The 16996-nt window shown below is 71.4% G+C and carries 15 protein-coding genes; 2 read left to right on the top strand and 13 right to left on the bottom strand.

Translation table 11 applies throughout. The features are described 5' to 3' along the window. Nucleotides 1-89 precede the first annotated feature (89 nt). The 3 genes from aspS to ABZT47_RS27295 are packed head-to-tail and all read right to left on the bottom strand — an operon-like array spanning nt 90 to nt 3808. Nucleotides 90-1868: an aspartate--tRNA ligase gene (aspS, locus tag ABZT47_RS27305; protein ID WP_354847866.1), complete on the bottom strand. Its 1779-nt coding sequence runs from the start codon at nt 1866-1868 to the stop codon at nt 90-92. Then, the gene (hisS, locus tag ABZT47_RS27300; RefSeq protein ID WP_354847863.1) at nt 1865-3124 is read right to left on the bottom strand and encodes a histidine--tRNA ligase; all 1260 of its coding nucleotides are present in this window, start codon (nt 3122-3124) and stop codon (nt 1865-1867) included. The genes aspS and hisS overlap by 4 nt, the downstream gene beginning before the upstream one ends. Next, the gene (locus tag ABZT47_RS27295) at nt 3125-3808 is read right to left on the bottom strand and encodes an MBL fold metallo-hydrolase (RefSeq protein WP_354847861.1); all 684 of its coding nucleotides are present in this window, start codon (nt 3806-3808) and stop codon (nt 3125-3127) included. It lies immediately after the preceding gene. A gap of 192 nt (nt 3809-4000) precedes the next feature. Between ABZT47_RS27295 and ABZT47_RS27290 the strand changes: the two genes are divergently transcribed. Next, complete coding sequence (locus ABZT47_RS27290; RefSeq protein WP_354847858.1) at nt 4001-4873, top strand: peptidylprolyl isomerase; 873 nt, start codon at nt 4001-4003, stop codon at nt 4871-4873. Nucleotides 4874-4932: 59 nt separating this feature from the next. Continuing rightward, nucleotides 4933-6162, top strand: coding sequence for a DUF349 domain-containing protein (locus ABZT47_RS27285; RefSeq protein WP_354847855.1), 1230 nt, complete (start codon nt 4933-4935; stop codon nt 6160-6162). Nucleotides 6163-6448: 286 nt separating this feature from the next. Here ABZT47_RS27285 and ABZT47_RS27280 read toward each other — a convergent pair whose 3' ends face one another. The 10 genes from ABZT47_RS27280 to ABZT47_RS27235 form a co-directional block, all read right to left on the bottom strand. Continuing rightward, nucleotides 6449-8635, bottom strand: coding sequence for a bifunctional (p)ppGpp synthetase/guanosine-3',5'-bis(diphosphate) 3'-pyrophosphohydrolase (locus ABZT47_RS27280; RefSeq protein WP_354847852.1), 2187 nt, complete (start codon nt 8633-8635; stop codon nt 6449-6451). A 236-nt stretch (nt 8636-8871) separates the two neighbouring features. Then, complete coding sequence (locus ABZT47_RS27275; RefSeq protein ID WP_354847849.1) at nt 8872-9390, bottom strand: adenine phosphoribosyltransferase; 519 nt, start codon at nt 9388-9390, stop codon at nt 8872-8874. 122 nt (nt 9391-9512) lie between these two features. Beyond that, nucleotides 9513-10589: a protein translocase subunit SecF gene (secF, locus tag ABZT47_RS27270; RefSeq protein WP_354847846.1), complete on the bottom strand. Its 1077-nt coding sequence runs from the start codon at nt 10587-10589 to the stop codon at nt 9513-9515. Then, on the bottom strand, nt 10589-12337 hold the full coding sequence (secD, locus tag ABZT47_RS27265) for a protein translocase subunit SecD (RefSeq protein WP_354847844.1): 1749 nt from the start codon (nt 12335-12337) through the stop codon (nt 10589-10591). The genes secF and secD overlap by 1 nt, the downstream gene beginning before the upstream one ends. Before the next feature lie 81 nt (nt 12338-12418). Next, nucleotides 12419-12793, bottom strand: a complete 375-nt coding sequence (yajC, locus tag ABZT47_RS27260; RefSeq protein WP_354847841.1) for a preprotein translocase subunit YajC — start codon at nt 12791-12793, stop codon at nt 12419-12421. Between the two features lie 417 nt (nt 12794-13210). Beyond that, complete coding sequence (gene ruvB / locus ABZT47_RS27255) at nt 13211-14269, bottom strand: Holliday junction branch migration DNA helicase RuvB (RefSeq protein ID WP_354847838.1); 1059 nt, start codon at nt 14267-14269, stop codon at nt 13211-13213. Continuing rightward, the gene (locus ABZT47_RS27250) at nt 14266-14436 is read right to left on the bottom strand and encodes a hypothetical protein (protein WP_354847835.1); all 171 of its coding nucleotides are present in this window, start codon (nt 14434-14436) and stop codon (nt 14266-14268) included. The genes ruvB and ABZT47_RS27250 overlap by 4 nt, the downstream gene beginning before the upstream one ends. Next, nucleotides 14433-15053, bottom strand: a complete 621-nt coding sequence (gene ruvA / locus ABZT47_RS27245) for a Holliday junction branch migration protein RuvA (RefSeq protein WP_354847832.1) — start codon at nt 15051-15053, stop codon at nt 14433-14435. The genes ABZT47_RS27250 and ruvA overlap by 4 nt, the downstream gene beginning before the upstream one ends. After that, entirely contained in the window at nt 15050-15655 is a 606-nt protein-coding gene (ruvC, locus tag ABZT47_RS27240; RefSeq protein ID WP_354847972.1) for a crossover junction endodeoxyribonuclease RuvC, read from the bottom strand. Before ruvC ends, ruvA begins: the two co-directional genes overlap by 4 nt. A gap of 142 nt (nt 15656-15797) precedes the next feature. Next, the gene (locus ABZT47_RS27235) at nt 15798-16961 is read right to left on the bottom strand and encodes a GNAT family N-acetyltransferase (RefSeq protein WP_354847829.1); all 1164 of its coding nucleotides are present in this window, start codon (nt 16959-16961) and stop codon (nt 15798-15800) included. Nucleotides 16962-16996: the final 35 nt, after the last annotated feature.

Genomic DNA, 16996 nt, shown 5'->3' with positions numbered 1-16996 from the left:
TGTCAGCACAGCGGAGCCCCGGCGCGCCACGCGCGCCGGGGCTCTCTTGCGTCTCAGCGGACCGGCGTCTCAGCGGACCGCGGCGGCGGTCACCCGGTGGCCTTGCGCGCCTCCGTGGCGGCCCCAGGGGCCCGTCCGGCGTCCACCCCGGCCTCCTTGCGCTGCTCGGGGGTGATGGGCGTCGGAGCGGCCGTCAGCGGGTCGAAGCCGGAGGCGGTCTTCGGGAAGGCGATGACGTCGCGGATGGAGTCGCCGCCCGCCAGCAGCATGCAGATGCGGTCCCAGCCGTAGGCGATGCCGCCGTGCGGCGGCGGGCCGTACTTGAACGCCTCCAGCAGGAAGCCGAACTTGCTCTCGGCCTCCTCCTTGGAGATGCCGAGCACCTCGAAGACCCGCTGCTGCATCTCGGCCCGGTGGATACGGATCGAACCGCCGCCGATCTCCATGCCGTTGCACACCATGTCGTAGGCGTAGGCCAGAGCCTCGCCGGGACGCTCGTGGAAGGTGTCGGCGAACTCGGGCTTGGGGCCGGTGAACGGGTGGTGCACGGCCGTCCAGCCGGTCTGGCGGCCCACCTCGTCCACCACCGGCTCGAACATCGGCGCGTCGACGACCCACAGGAAGCTCCACAGCGACTCGTCGATCAGGCCGCAGCGCCGGCCGATCTCCAGGCGGGCGGCGCCCAGCAGGTCGCGCGAGGGGCCGCGCGGGCCGGCGGCGAAGAACACCGCGTCGCCCTCCGAGGCGCCGACGGCCTCGGCCAGCCCGGCGCGCTCGCCGTCGGTGAGGTTCTTGGCGACCGGGCCGCCGAGCTCGCCGCCGGCCTGGACCAGCACGTACGCGAGGCCCCTGGCGCCGCGGGCCTTGGCCCAGTCCTGCCAGGCGTCCAGCTCCTTGCGGGTCTGTGAGGCGCCGCCGGGCATGACGACCGCGCCGACGTAGGGCGCCTGGAAGACCCGGAAGGTGGTGTCGGCGAAGTAGCCGGTCATGTCGACCAGCTCGCAGCCGAACCGCAGGTCGGGCTTGTCGGAGCCGTAGCGGGCCATGGCGTCGGCGTAGGTCATGCGGGGAAGCGGGGTGGGCAGCTCGTAGCCCACCGTCTCCTTCCAGATGCGCCCGATCAGCGCCTCGCCCAGGGCGATGACGTCGTCCTGGTCCACGAAGGACATCTCGACGTCGATCTGGGTGAACTCCGGCTGGCGGTCGGCGCGCAGATCCTCGTCGCGGAAGCAGCGGGCGAGCTGGTAGTAGCGCTCCAGGCCGCCCACCATGAGCAGCTGCTTGAACAGCTGGGGCGACTGCGGCAGCGCGTACCAGTTGCCCGGCTGCAGCCGCACCGGCACCAGGAAGTCGCGGGCGCCTTCGGGGGTGGACCGCGTGAGGTCGGGGGTCTCGACGTACAGGAAGCCGTGCTCGCGCATGACCTCGTGGGCCAGGTAGGTGGCGGTGGAGCGGATGCGCAGGGCGTTGCCGACCTGCTGGCGGCGCATGTCCAGATAGCGGTACTTCAGCCGCGCCTCCTCGGAGACGCCGGTGCCGCCCTCGATCGGGAACGGCAGCGGCGCGGACTCGCTGAGCACCTCGACCTCCGAGGCCACGACCTCGATCTCGCCGGTGGGCAGGTCGGGGTTCTCGTTGCCCTCGGGCCGGGCGCGGACCTCTCCGACGATCCTGACGCAGTACTCCGAGCGGAGGTCGTGCGCGTGGTCCTCCTCGCGGAAGACCACCTGCGCCGAACCGGACGCGTCGCGCAGGTCGATGAAGACGACGCCGCCATGGTCGCGGCGGCGCGCCACCCAGCCGGCCAGCGTGACCTGTCGGCCGGCGTGTTCTCTGCGCAGCGATCCGGCGGTGTGCGTGCGGATCATTTGGTCAGTTTCTCCTTCAGAGTCGAGACGATCTCGGCGAGTGGCACGGCGGTCTGTTCGCCGCTCGCCAGGTCCTTCACCTGCGCGGACCCGGCGGCGATGTCGCGCTCGCCGAGGATCACCGCGTACGTGGCCCCGGAGCGGTCGGCGCCCTTCATCGCGCCTTTGAGCCCCTTGCCGTCGAAGGCCATGTCGGCGGACACGCCGGCGGCGCGAAGCGCGTTGACGAGGGTGAACATCCGCCGCGCGGCCTCCTCGCCGAGCGGCACGCCGTACACCGCGACGCGGGCGGGCGCCCGCTGGGCCAGGCCCTCGGCCTCGACGGCCATGATGATGCGGTCGACGCCCACGGCGAAGCCGATGCCCGGCAGCGCCGGCCCGCCGATGTCCTCCGACAGCCCGTCGTAGCGGCCGCCGCCGCCGATGCCCGACTGGGCGCCGAGCAGCGGGTGGTCGAACTCGTAGGTCGTGCGGGTGTAGTAGTCGAGGCCGCGTACCAGCCGGGGGGTGTCCTCCCAGGGGACCCCGAGGTCCTCCAGCAGGGAGCGCACGCGGTCGTGGTGGGCCTTGCAGGACGCGCACAGGTGGTCGGTGATCAGCGGCGCGTTCTCGACCTGCGCCCGCACCTCGGGGCGCTTGTCGTCCAGCACCCGCAGCGGGTTGACCTCGATGCGGGCCCGGGTGGCCTCGTCCAGGTCGAGCCCGCGCAGGAAGTCCTGCAGGGCTGCGCGGTAGGCCGGGCGGCACTGCTTGCAGCCCAGAGTGTTGAGCAGCAGCCGCACCCGCGTCAGGCCGAGGGCCTGGTAGCCGGCCCAGGCCAGGGCGATGGTCTCGGCGTCGACCGCCGGGTCCTCGGTGCCGATGGCCTCGACGTCGAACTGCTGGAGCTGGCGGTAGCGGCCCGCCTGCGGGCGCTCGTAGCGGAAGGCCGGGCCGGTGGTCCACAGCTTGACCGGGAGCTGGCCGGTGTGCAGGCCGTGCTCCAGAGTGGAGCGCATCACCCCGGCGGTGAACTCCGGCCGCAGCGTCACCGACCGGCCGCCCCGGTCGGCGAAGGTGTACATCTCTTTGGTCACGACGTCGGTCGACTCGCCGACGCCGCGGGCGAACAGCTCGGTGTCCTCGAAGACCGGCACCTCGATGTAGGAGTAGCCGGCGTTCTCGGCCGCCGTGGAGAAGGCGTCGCGGACCGCGAGGAAGATCGCGGAACGCGGCGGCAGATATTCTGGTACGCCCTTGGGCGCCTGAAAGCTCATCTACAGTCCCCTGGTTGGGCCCGCGAACGGCGCCGCCTCGGCGAGGTACGGGTTCGTCGCGCGTTCGCGGCCGATCGTCGTCTGTGGTCCGTGACCGGGCAGCACCGTCGTGTCGTCCGGAAGCGTCAGGCAGACGCTCCCCAGACTGCGCAAGATGGTCGGGTAGTCACCGCCCGGGAGGTCGCTGCGCCCGATGGAGCCGGCGAACAGCAGGTCCCCGGAGAACATCACACGCTCTCCTGGAAGCCTGAACGTCACCGACCCCCTGGTATGCCCGGGCGCGTGGTCGACGGTGATGGCCATGCCGGCGATGTCGAGCACCGCGCCGTCCGACAGCTCGCGCACGTCGTCCGGCTCGGTGAAGCTCAGCCCGCCGAAGAGCTGCTGACGGGTCATGAGCGACAGGCCCTTGCCGGGGTCGCTCAGCAGATCACGATCTTCGGGGTGGATCCAGGCGGGCACGTCCCTCGCTCCGCAGACCGGCGCGACCGACCACATGTGGTCGATGTGACCGTGCGTCAAAAGCACGGCGACCGGCTTGAGCCGGTGCTCGCGCAGCATGTCGTCCAGGCCCCGGACGGCGTCCTGACCTGGGTCGACGATCACGCACTCCTCGCCGGCGGCGGGCGCGACCACGTAGCAGTTGGCCTGCAGGGAGCCTGCGGGAAAGCCGTCGATGAGCACGGAAGCGGTCCTCGGTGTGATCGATCTCGTCAAGGAAAGCGGATGGGAATGTAACCGAAGGGTACCGGTGCGGGTCGCCGGGCTGCGAACCATGACCCGTGGGCCGATACGATTCGCCCACTCCATAAAGGTGGCGGTCGTCCAGTGAGGCGACCAAACACGACCAACTCGGACAGTCGGGAGGACACAGCGGTGGCGACCGGCAAGGACCGTCAAAAGCAGCTGGCACGAGAGCATTACGAACGGCAGATACGCCGGCGCGCCGAGCGGCAGGCCCAGCAGAAGAAGGTGGCGGTCGTCGCCACCACCGTGGGTGTCCTGGTGGTGGTCGGCGGCATCTTCACGGCCGTGGCGGTGGTCGGGGGCGGCGACGCCAAGACCCAGGCCGCGGCGGCGACGCCCTCGGCCCCCGCCTCCGCCTCCGCCGCCCCCTCGGCGGCGGCGGGACCCAAGCCGTACGACGCGGCCACCGGCACCTGTGACTACGTCGCCGACGCCAACGGCGGCCCGGCCAAGAACGTCGGCATGCCGCCCGCGAAGCCGGACAAGAACGCCAAGACGATGACCCTGGAGACCAACCACGGCGACATCGTGGTGGCCCTGGACACCGCCAAGGCGCCCTGCACGGTCAACTCCATGGCGTTCCTGGCCAAGAAGAAGTTCTTCGACGGCTCCAAGTGCCACCGCCTGGGCCCGGCGAACTTCCCGATGCTGCAGTGCGGCGACCCGCTGGCCAAGGCGGACGGCAAGAGCCAGACCGACGGCCAGGGCGGGCCGGGCTACCGGCTGGCCGAGGAGAACCTCTCGGGCGCCAAGTACACCCGCGGCGTGGTCGCCATGGCCAAGAGCCAGGCGCCCGGCACCACGGGCAGCCAGTTCTTCATCATCTTCGGCGACCTGCAGCTCCCCGCGGAGTACACACCATTCGGTACCGTCACAAAGGGGATCGAAATCCTCGACGATGTCAGCAAGAAGGGCGTCCTGCCCGGAGGCATGGGCGACGGCTCCGGGGCTCCGAAGGACCCGGTCGACATCAAACACGTGACAATCTCTGGCAAGAGCTGACGTAATACAACCAAGGACGCGTGGCGTCCTGGAGGCTGATTCGAGTGCGGGAGGACACGGTGAGCACCGACCCGTGGGGCCGGGTAGACGACGACGGCACCGTCTACGTTCGTACGGCCGAGGGAGAACGGGCCGTCGGGTCCTGGCAGGCCGGTGAACCGGAAGAGGCCCTGGCCTACTTCCATCGCAAGTACGACGAGCTGGCGACCCAGGTTGAACTGCTGGAACAGCGGCTTCGCGGCACCGACCTGCCACCTGCCCAGGCGGAGGCGACGATCGTCAAGCTGCGCGAGTCGATCACCGAGGCGCACGCGGTCGGTGACCTCGGCGCGCTGGAGGACCGCCTGGCGGCGCTCAGCGAGCTGGTCGGCAAGCGCCGCGAGGAGGTCAAGGCCGCCCGCGACCAGGCGCGCGCCCAGTCACGGGAGATCAAGGAACGCATCGTCGCCGAGGCCGAGCGCATCGCCGAGGACACCACCCACTGGAAGTCCGGCGGCGAGCGGCTGCGCCAGCTGGTCGAGGAGTGGAAGACCGCCGAGCGCATCGACCGCGTGACCGAGGCGGCCCTGTGGAAGCGGCTGTCGGCCGCCCGCACGGCGTTCGCCAAGCGGCGCAAGTCCTACTTCGCCGGACTGGACGAGCAGCGCGAGTCGGTGCGCAGCATCAAGGAGCGCATCGTCGCCGAGGCCGAGCAGCTCGCCACCTCCACCGACTGGGGTGACACCGCCTCGGCCTACCGCGAGCTCATGCGGCAGTGGAAGAACGCCGGGCGGGCATCGCGCGAGGCCGAGGACGAGCTGTGGGGCCGCTTCAAGGGGGCCCAGGACCAGTTCTTCCAGGCCCGTTCCGCGGTGTTCGCCGAGCGCGACGCCTCCCTGCGGGAGAACGCCGAGGCCAAGGAGCGCATCCTGGCCGACGCCGAGCGGATCCTGCCGGTGACCGACGCCCGGTCCGCGCGCGCCGCGCTGCGCGGCGTGCTGGAGCGCTGGGAGGCCGTCGGGCCGGTGCCCCGGGAGTCCAGGGACAAGCTCGAAGGCGGGCTGCGCCGCATCGACGAGGCCGTCCGCAAGGCCGAGGAGACCGAGTGGAAGCGGTCCAACCCCGAGGCCCGCGCCCGGGCGCAGAACACCGTCGACCAGCTCCGCAAGTCCATCGAGCAGCTCGAGGGGCGCCTGGCCAAGGCGAGCGCCGCGGGCAAGGACAAGGACGTCAAGGAGGCCGAGGAGGCCATCGCCGCCCGCCGTTCCTGGCTGGAGGAGGCCGAGCGCACGCTCGCCGAGTTCTCCTGACCCGCGGCCCGGGAAGCCGTCCATCGGGGGGACGGTCCCGGGCGGACGGGACCGGCGGTCGCGCGGATGAGCGGCCTCCACGTCCTCCGCATCTTCCACGGCTTCCACGGCCCCCAGGACGACATCGGGCGCGGTGCACGTGATCGCGGGCGGGTCACCCGGGCGGCCCCGGGCGCGGCGCACGTGACTCGCGGGCCGGTCACCGCGGCGGCTCTCAGGACGACCGCGGGCGCGCGGGACCAGCGACCGTCCCCGCGGGCAGGCCACGCCGCCGGGACGGAACCGGTCAGTTGGTGACGCGGTAGACGTCGTAGACGCCCTGGATGTTGCGCACGGCCTTCAGCACGTGGCCGAGGTGCTTGGGGTCGCCCATCTCGAAGGTGAACTTGCTGACCGCCGTGCGGTCACGGGAGGTCGTCACCGACGCCGACAGGATGTTGACGTGCTGGTCGGACAGCGTGCGGGTGACGTCCGACAGCAGGCGCGGCCGGTCCAGGGCCTCCACCTGGATCGCCACCAGGAACACCGAGTCGTCGCCGGGCGACCAGCTCACCTCGACCAGCCGGTCGGGCTCGGAGCGCAGCTGCTCGATGTTGGGGCAGTTGGTGCGGTGGACCGACACCCCGTGCCCCCGGGTCACGAAGCCCACGATCTCGTCGCCGGGCACCGGCGTGCAGCAGCGCGAAAGCCGCACCCAGACGTCGGAGTCGCCCGCCACGATCACTCCGGCGTTGGTGCCGGTGCGCGGGCGGCCGCGCATCTTGGTCGGGACGGCCGCCTCGGCGATGTCCTCCTCGGCGGCGTCCACTCCCCCGAGGGACTGGACGAGCTTCTCGACCACCGACTGAGCGCCTGTGTGGCCCTCTCCGACCGCCGCGTACAGCGCCGAGACATCGGGGTAGCGAAGGTCCCTGGCGAGGGCCAGGAGCGTCTCTCCGGACATCAGGCGCTGCAATGGGAGGCCCTGCTTGCGCATCGCCCGCCCGATGGCCTCCTTGCCCGCCTCGATCGCCGTCTCGCGGCGCTCCTTGGAGAACCACTGGCGGATCTTGTTGCGCGCCCGGCCGCTCTTGACGAACTTCAGCCAGTCGCGGGACGGGCCGGCGTCGGGCGACTTGGAGGTGAAGATCTCGACGGCGTCGCCGTTGCTCAGCCGCGACTCCAGCGGCACCAGGCGGCCGTTCACCCGGGCGCCGATGCACCGGTGGCCCACCTCGGTGTGCACGGCGTAGGCGAAGTCGACCGGCGTCGCCCCCTCGGGCAGCGCGATGACCTGGCCGCGGGGGGTGAAGACGAAGACCTCCGACACCGACAGGTCGAACCGCAGCGACTCCAGGAACTCGCCCGGGTCGGAGGTCTCCTTCTGCCAGTCGAGGAGCTGGCGCAGCCAGGCCATGTCGCCGGCCTGCTTCACCCGCGCCCCTGCCGCGCCGGCGGCGCCTATCTCCTCTTTGTACTTCCAGTGGGCGGCCACGCCGTACTCGGCGCGGTGGTGCATCGCGCGGGTGCGGATCTGCAGCTCGACCGGCTTGCCCTCGGGCCCGATGACCGTCGTGTGCAGCGACTGGTACATGTTGAACTTGGGCATCGCGATGTAGTCCTTGAACCGGCCGGGCACCGGGTTCCACCGAGCGTGGATCGTTCCTAGCGCCGCGTAGCAGTCGCGCACGGTGTCGACCAGCACGCGGATGCCCACCAGGTCGTAGATGTCGTCGAACGCGACCTCGCGCGCGATCATCTTCTGGTAGATCGAGTAGTAGTGCTTGGGCCTGCCCTTGACCGTCGCGCGGATCTTGGCCTCGCGCAGGTCGGCCGAGACCTTCTCGATGACCTCCTGCAGGAACAGGTCGCGGCGCGGCGCGCGCTCGGACACCATGCGGGCGATCTCGTCGTACCGCTTGGGGTAGAGCATGCCGAAGGCGAGATCCTCCAGCTCCCACTTGATGGTGTTCATGCCGAGACGGTGGGCCAGCGGCGCGAAGATCTCGAGCGTCTCGCGGGCCTTCTGCTCCTGCTTGTGGCGGGGCAGGTAGCGCAGGGTGCGCATGTTGTGCAGGCGGTCGGCGAGCTTGATGACCAGCACCCGGATGTCGCGGGACATCGCCACGACCATCTTGCGCACGGTCTCGGCCTGCGCGGCGTCGCCGAACTTGACCTTGTCGAGCTTGGTGACCCCGTCGACCAGCAGCGCGATGCTCTCGCCGAAGTCGGCGCTCAGCTCGTCCAGCCCGTAGGCGGTGTCCTCCACGGTGTCGTGGAGCAGCGCCGCGCACAGGGTCTCGTCGTCGGTGCCGAGTTCGGCGAGGATCGTCGCCACCGCCAGCGGGTGGGTGATGTAAGGATCGCCGCTCTTACGCTTCTGATCACGGTGGTGGTAGGCGGCGACGTCGTAGGCGCGCTCGATCACGCGCAGATCCGCCTTGGGATGCGTGGCGCGGACCGTCTTGAACAGCGGTTCCAGGACCGGATTCATCGCGCCACCCCATTGCCCCCCGAACCGGGAAAGCCTGCGGCGTGCGGCAGGCGCCGGCTTGTCGTCGGTGCCTGCGGACGTGGCTAAACCCGTATCGTCCGCGGGCGCGGAAACCGGCTCAGGCGTGTCGGTCACTTCGGGCAAGGCCACATCACGGGGCACTCAGACTCCTCACGTCGAGTCCAGATCCTCCAGTGTATCCACGCTGGAGAACGCCGACCTCGCGGAGGAGCCGATCAGACCACCACCAGGGCGCGCAGGTCGACGTCGGGAAGACGGTCGCGCCCCTTGAGGAAGGCGAGTTCCATCAGCACGGACACGCCGACGACCTGCGCGCCGGCCCGGCTGACCAGCTCCACCGCGGCCCGGGCGGTGCCGCCCGTGGCCAGCACGTCATCGACGATGAGCACGCGCTCGCCCGGGGAGAAGGCGTCGCGGTGCACCTCGATGACGGCGGAGCCGTACTCCAGATCGTAGGACGCTTCCAGCGCCTCGGCAGGCAGTTTGCCCTTTTTTCGGACCGGCACAAACCCGGCTCCCGCGCGGTAGGCCACCGGGGCGGCCACGATGAAGCCGCGGGCCTCGATGCCGACGACCTTGTCCACCGCGAGGCCGTCGGCCAGCGCGTCGACCACCGAGGAGAAGGCCCCGTGGTCGCCGAGCAGCGGCGTGATGTCCTTGAACATCACCCCCGGCCGGGGGTAGTCGGGCACGTCCCTGATGCGGTCGAGGATCGTCGTGGTGAGGTCGCTCATAGGGGGTCCTTTCCGGCGGCGGTGCGGCGCCCAGCGATCCTAGGGGACCGCCCGGTGGCAGCAGGCGAGCGCCCCCGTGGCGGCGAGCTCACGGGGGCGCTGAGGGACGTGCGGGTGCGGGGCTAGCGCTTCTTGCGCTTGCCCGTGGCCACCGACCCGTTCGCCGAGCCGGAGGTGGAGGCGGCGGCGGGTTCCTTGCCCTTGGCCTTGCCCGGGGACGCGGCGTCCTTGGAGGCGGCGACCCGGTTGGCGTGGACCCGCTTGGCGATCGCCAGGTACTTCGGCTCGCGCTCCTTGAGGTTGGCCAGCAGCGGCGTCGCCACGCACAGCGAGGAGTACGTACCGACGATCATGCCGACGAACAGGGCCAGCGACAGGTCCTTCAGCGTGCCCGCGCCGAACAGCGTGGTGCCGATGAACAGGATCGCGGCGACCGGCAGGATGGCCACCAGCGAGGTGTTCAGCGAGCGGATCAGCGTGTGGTTGAGCGCGTTGTTGGCGGCCTCGGTGTAGGTCATCTTGGCGGTCGTGCCGAGCTTGGCGGTGACCTCCTTGATCATGTCGAACACGACGACGGCGTCGTAGAGCGAGTAACCGAGGATGGTCAGGAAGCCCAGCATGGTCGCCGGAGTGACCTCGAAGCCCGACCAGGCGTAGATGCCGGCCGTGATGACCAGGTCGTGGATGAGCGCGACCACCGCGGCCAGCGCCATCTTCCACTCGAAGGCCAGCGTGAGGTACAGGATGATCGCGATCATGAACACGATCAGGCCGATGATGGCCTTGTTGAGGACCTCACCGCCCCAGGTGGCGCCGATGATCTGCTTGGAGATCTGGTTGTCGGGCACGCCGTACTTGGCGGAGATGGCGTCGGCGACCTTCGTCACGCCCTGTTCCGGCAGGCTCTGGGTGGTGACCCGCCAGCGCGTGCCGGCCTCCTGCACGATCACCTGGTGACCGCCGACCGCCTCGACGGTGTCGCGGACGTCGGCGATGGAGGACGCGGCCGGCTTGTCGAAGCTGAAGACCGAACCGCCCCGGAACTCGATGCCCAGGTTGAGCCCCTGGATGACCAGCCCGAGGATGGAGATCAGCAGCAGGACCCCCGACAGCGTCGCCCAGAGCTTGTACCTGCCGACGAAGTCGACGTTGACCTCGCCGCGGTACAGACGGCGCCCGAGCGCCCCGATGGCAGACATCAGCCCTCCTGCGGAACGGTCGTGCGAGCGGCCGGCGCCTCGCGGCTCATGCGCTCGGCGTCGAGGCCCGACAGCTTGTGCCCCTTGGCGAAGAACGGGAGCTTGGCCAGCAGGGCGACGAACGGCTTGGTGAACAGGAACACCACCGCGATGTCGATCAGGGTGGTCAGGCCCATCGCGAAGGCGAACCCGGCCACGCCGCCGACCGCGAGGAAGTACAGCACCACGGCGGCGATGAACATGACCGCGTCGGCGATCAGGATGGTGCGCCGGGCGCGGGCCCAGGCGACCTCGACGGCGACCCGCAGCGACCGCCTGCCCTCCTTCATCTCGTCTCGCATGCGTTCGAAGTAGACGATGAAGGAGTCGGCGGTGATGCCGATCGACACGATGAGGCCGATGATGTGCGGCAGCGAGAGCCGGAAGTTGGCGTTGTGGCCCAGGATGACCACCGTGCTGTAGGTCAGGATGGTCGCCACCACGAGGCTGGCCACCGCGACCAGGCCGAGGCCCCGGTAGTACAGCAGGCAGTAGAAGACCACGAGGACCAGGCCGATGGCGCCGGCGAGCAGGCCGCCCCTGAGCTGGTCGGCCCCGAGCGTGCCGGAGACCTCCTCGATCGAGCTCTGCTTGAACTTCAGCGGCAGCGCGCCGTACTTGAGCTGGTTGGCCAGGTCGGTGGCGGACTTCTGGGTGAAGCTGCCGGAGATGCGGGCCTGGCCGCCGGGAATGGGCTCCTCGATGACGGGAGCCGAGATGACCAGGCCGTCCAGCACCATGGCGAGCTGGTTGCGCGGCTGCGGCGCGCTGGTGATCTGACCGGTGGTCTTGGCGAACTCGCTGGCACCCTTGCTCTTGAAGGTGACCTGGACGATCCACTCGCCGGTGGTGGAGTCGACGCCGGAGGTGGCACCGGACACCTCGGTGCCCTTGACGGCGGCCTTCTCCAGGATGTACCTGGCGTCGCCGTCCTTGCTGCACGCCGCGAGCTGCTTGTCCGGGTTGTCCTGGACGCCCTGGCCTCGGTCCTTCTTGGTGCAGTCGATCTTCTTGAACTGCTCGGCCACGGCCGGGTCGACGCCGGTGAGGTCCACGCCCGCCATCGGGTCGTCGGAGGGCTGCGCGGTCGGCTGGCCCGAGGGGGCCGAGGCGCTCGGCGCCGGAGTGGCCTTGGCGCTCTTGTCGGCCTTGCCGGACCCCGAGGCCGAAGTGGACGGCGCCGGGGTCGGGGCGGTCAGCGCCGACGACAGGGCGCGGCCCGCGGGCGTCGCGCTGGTCGCGGGCTTGGCCGTGGCGGCGGGCTTGGCGGTCGATGACGGCTGGCCGCTCGCGCCCGGCTTCGGAGTGCCGGTGCCCGAGGGCGCGGGCGTCGCGGGCGTGGTCGGCAGCGGGCTCGGGGCGATGACCGCCGGGGCCACCGCGAGCACTTGACGGAAGCGGAGCTCGGCCGTGGTGCCCAAGCGCCCGACGACCTCCTTCTGCCCGGCGCCGGGAACCGAGATGACGATGTTGTCACCCGATTTGGCGACCTCGGCATCGGAGATGCCCGTACCGTTCACCCGGTCGCGGAGGATGTTGACGGCCAGGTCGAGGCTCTCCTGGGAGGGAGCCGCACCTGCCTCCGTGACCGGAGACAGCGTCACCGTGGTGCCGCCGGCGAGGTCGAGGCCGAACTTGGGCACGAAGGCCTTCTGCAGTGCCATCACCCCGCCCATGGCGAGGATGAGCACCAAGAGGGCCAGGAGCACGCGTCCCGGCCTGCTCTGGCTACTGGTCGATGGGGCCACTGGTGGTCGATTCTTTCGTCAAGGGGTTTGCGGTGAGCCTACTCAGGACTTCTTGTCGCTCGGACCTTCGTCTCCGCGGATCTCCGGTGCGTCGGCCGGCTTGACGTCGGTGACGGGTTCCGGCTCGACGATTCCATTGTCCACCGTCTCCTCCTCGACCGGGACGAGCACGCGGCCGATGGCCGCCTTCGTCCAGCGGGTCTCGACGCCGGGCGCGACCTCGAGGATCACGTCGTCGTCCTCGACGGCGATGACGGTGCCGAACAGGCCGGTCGTGGTCATCACACGGGTGCCCGGCGTCACACTGCTCTGCATCTGCGCCTGCTCCTGCGCCCGCTTACGCTGCGGGCGGATGAGCAGGAAATAGAACACCACGACCAGCAAGATCAGTGGCACGAACGATCCAAGGCCCTGCACGGGGCTTCCTTCCGGTTAAGAATTGACCGGCCTGGCGCCGGCGGTCTGGCGGCGATCGGCACGGCCACACACTGATCGCGTCAGCGTACACAGCCAGCCAAGCCACGGAGTTTAGGCGAGCTTGTCAAAGCCCGGCAACGAACCCACGCTCTTGCAGGCGGGAAAGTTCCCGTTGTCACCGATCTGTGACCGGCGGATACGACCGGCTTGAAACTTTCAGTGCCCGCGGCGCCCTGCTGCGGCGGCATCCCCGAACAGCCCGAATGATCCGGCGTATCCCCCCAAACATGTGCACAGCTCGCAGGCAGCACCGCGACCTCTGTCAACCTCCCAGTCAGAACGCGCGCGGGCCGTCACCTGCCACCGCCCCACACCGGGCGCCCGAGGCCGGCGTCCCCCGGCTCGGCCCTGCCTCGCTCAGGAGGCACCGGGGTCCTCGAACAGGACCGGCTGGGCCGCCGCGCCGAAGGCGTCCGGCGGGGGGACCATGCCGAGGTGCGTCCAGGCCGCGGCCGTGGCCACCCGGCCGCGCGGCGTGCGCGCGATCAGGCCCTGGCGCACCAGGAACGGCTCGGCGACGACCTCGACCGTCTCGGGCTCCTCCCCCACCGCCACGGCCAGCGTCGACAGCCCCACCGGACCGCCGCCGAACTTGCGCAGCAGCGCGCCCAGGACGGCGCGGTCGAGCCGGTCGAGCCCTTCGGCGTCCACCTCGTACAGGTTCAGCGCGGCCGAGGCGGTGTCCCTGGTGATCACGCCGTCGGCGCGGACCTCGGCGAAGTCGCGCACCCGCCGCAGCAGGCGGTTGGCGATGCGGGGCGTGCCCCTGGACCTGCGGGCGATCTCGTGCGCGCCCTCGTCGGGGAGCTCCAGCCCGAGCAGCCGCGCCGAACGGCGCAGCACCTGTTCGAGCTCGGCCACGTCGTAGAAGTCCATGTGGGCGACGAAGCCGAACCGGTCGCGCAGCGGAGCGGGCAGCAGCCCGGCGCGGGTCGTGGCCCCGACCAGGGTGAAGGGGGCGATCTCCAGCGGGATCGCCGTGGCCCCCGGGCCCTTGCCGACGACGATGTCGACCCGGAAGTCCTCCATGGCGAGGTAGAGCATCTCCTCGGCGGGGCGGGCCATGCGGTGGATCTCGTCGATGAACAGCACCTCGCCCTCGGACAAGGTGGACAGGATCGCCGCGAGGTCCCCCGCGCGCTCCAGGGCGGGGCCGGAGGTCAGCCGCAGGGGCATGCCCAGCTCGGCCGCGATGATCATGGCGAGGGTGGTCTTGCCGAGCCCCGGCGAACCGCTCATCAGGACGTGGTCGGGCGGCCGGCTTCGGCGCAGCGCGCTCTCGAGCACCAGCGACAGCTGCTCGCGCACCCGGCCCTGGCCGATGAACTCGCCGAGGCGCTTGGGGCGCAGCGCCGACTCGACGGCCTGCTCGTCGCCCTCGGCGTCGGGGGACACCAGGTCACGCTCAAGGCTCACCGCAGGGCCTCCGTCACATGAGTAGGGCTCACCGGCAGCGCCTCCGCCACAGGGTCACGGCTCACGCGGCGGGGCCCGCCCGCGAGGTCGATGCTCGCCGCCACGGGCCGGGACGTCCAACCCCCGGCGGGCGCGCCGGCGCCGCCGATCGCCTGGACGGCGCTCATCGCACGCTCAGGGCCCGCAGGGCGGCCTTCAGCAGGGCGGCGACCGCGGGGGTGCGCCCGGCGGCCAGCTCGGCGTCGGCCTCGGGGGACACGATGGAGATCGCCTCGTCGGCGTCCTTGGCGGAGTAGCCCAGCCCGACCAGGCCGGCGTGCACCTGCTCGCGCCAGGCGGGCTTGCTCGCCTTGCCGTTCAGCGCCGCGGCGACGGCCGCGTCCGGGGTGCCGAGCTTGTCCTTCAGCTCCAGGATGATGCGCTGCGCCCCCTTCTGGCCGATGCCGGGGACCATGGTGAGCGCCTTGACGTCGGCCCCGGCCACCGCGACCCGCAGGGCGTTCGGCGCGTGGACGGCGAGCATGGCCAGGGCGAGACGCGGGCCGACCCCCGAGGCGGTCTGGAGCATCTCGAACACCACGCGCTCGTCGTCGGAGCCGAAGCCGTAAAGAGTGAGCGACTCCTCGCGGACCACCAGCGAGGTGGCCAGGCGGGCCTGCTCGCCCACCCGCAGCCCCGCCAGCGTGCCGGGAGTGCAGTGGACCAGGACGCCGACGCCGCCCACCTCGACCACCGCGGAGTCGGGGGCGAGCGCGGCGACGCGGCCGGACACCGAAGCGATCACTGGCCGGCTCCTTTCGCGGGAAGGCCGGAGGGCGGCGCCGCGGCGGGCCTGGCGCCGCGCGCGCCCGCCGACGGCGGGCGCGTGCCGGTGGATCTGGCCTTGGCGAGGGCGTCGGCGAGGCGGTTCTGGGCGCCGCCGCGCCAGATGTGGCAGATGGCCAGGGCCAGCGCGTCGGCGGCGTCGGCGGGCTTGGGCATGGCGTCGAGCCGGAGCAGCCGGGTGACCATGGTGCCGACCTGCGCCTTGTCGGCGTTGCCGAACCCGGTGATGGCGGCCTTGACCTCGGAGGGGGTGTGCAGGGCGACCGGCAGCCCCCGGCGGGCGGCGCAGACGATCGCCACGGCGGAGGCCTGGGCCGTGCCCATGACCGTGCGCAGGTTGCTCTGGCTGAAGACCCGCTCGACCGCGACGGCGTCCGGCTTGATCTCGTCCAGCCAGCGTTCGATCTCGGCCTCGATGGCCACCAGGCGCTCGCCGATGCCCTCGTCGGCCGGGGTGCGCGCGACGCCGACCTTGACCAGCGACAGCGGGGCGCCTGCCCGCCCCTCGACGGCGCCGAGACCGCATCGGGTCAGCCCGGGATCGACCCCCAGCACCCGCAGCTCAGGCAGCCGCACCCGCACGCCTCCAACCTCGCCGAACACCTGTTCGGAGGAACTGTACCGGCATCGGCGGCCCCGCGCACGCACCGGCCGCGCCGCCGTGTCCTAGCCCTGCACGGTGGCAGAGGCGCCGGGGCCGGGGTCAGAAGTAGTCGATCATGTAGGGCTTGGCGGCGAAGGCGGCGCCGAGGCGGTCGTCGCCGTCCGGGGTGCCGCCGGTGAGCAGCCCGGCGCGGCGCAGGGTGCTGGTGTGGACGCCCGCGAACAGGGCCGACATGCCGCCGATGGTGAGGCGGGCCACCTCGTCCCCGGCGGGGCCCTCGGCGGGAGTGGCCGTGCCGGCTCCATCGCGGACGCGCAGCCGCCAGGCGCCGGAGTTGGACGGGCGCATGCGGTCCTCGACTCGGACGACGGTGTCGAGGCCGGTCCCGGCCGGGTAGCCGCGGGCGGCGACGGCGGCCGGCAGGTCGATGAGGCGGAGCATCCAGCGGGTCTGCTCGACCGAGTCGCGCGAGCGCTCGCGCAGCAGCCACAGCATCGGGTCGTCCGGCTCGACGCTGGCCCTCACGGTGGCGGCGACCGAGGAGGCCGTGCCGACCAGGGACCACAGCGCCCTGGCCGTCGCCTCCGAGCCGGCCACCAGGTTCTCCACCTCGATGTTCCCCTGGTGCCAGCGGTAGACGACGTAGCCGTCCTCGGCGAGGTAGGCGAAGTCGTCCTCATCGGCCAGCCACCGGCGGGCGGCGGACTCCTCCCACCCCAGCGGCCCGCAGGCGCGCGTGGAGGCGTAGACGCGTGCCATCGTGGCGAGCAGCTCGGGGGCGTCGCCGGGGCCCATCCTGCGCAGCTTCACGCCGTCGCGGGCCCCGAGGGCGCGCAGCGCCTCGGTGGGGACGGTGACGCGGCTGCGCGCGCCGGCGTGCTCGTAGCCGGCGCCGCGGTACACAGGGGTGGTGGCGGGGTACAGCGCCGAGATCGCGTGGCCGAGGTCGGCGCAGCGGTCGACGGTGGCCTGGATGAGCAGGCGTCCGACGCCGCGGCCGCGGTCCTCGGGGGCGACGGTGACGCTGGCGACCCCGCCCATCGAGACGGGCCGGCCGTGCCACCACTGGTCGAAGCGGATGATCCTGCTGGTGGCGACCAGGCGCGCGCCGTCGAAGACGCCGAGGTAACGGCCGTCGCCCAGGGCGGCGGTCGCCATGGCGCGCCACTGCTCGGCGCTGCCGGGCGGAATGGGGCCGAAGGCGCGTATGCGGTTGTCGAGCACGGCGCCGAGGTCGCCGACCGTCACGTCACGAATTTCCACAACCGCCCAACCTAGGGCCCCGCCCCGACCAGGTC

Source organism: Sphaerisporangium sp. NPDC005289 (assembly GCF_040607455.1).
Lineage (GTDB): Bacteria > Actinomycetota > Actinomycetes > Streptosporangiales > Streptosporangiaceae > Sphaerisporangium > Sphaerisporangium rhizosphaerae.
Note: the sequence above shows the minus strand (reverse complement) of the source record. Positions and strands in the feature narration are given on the sequence as shown.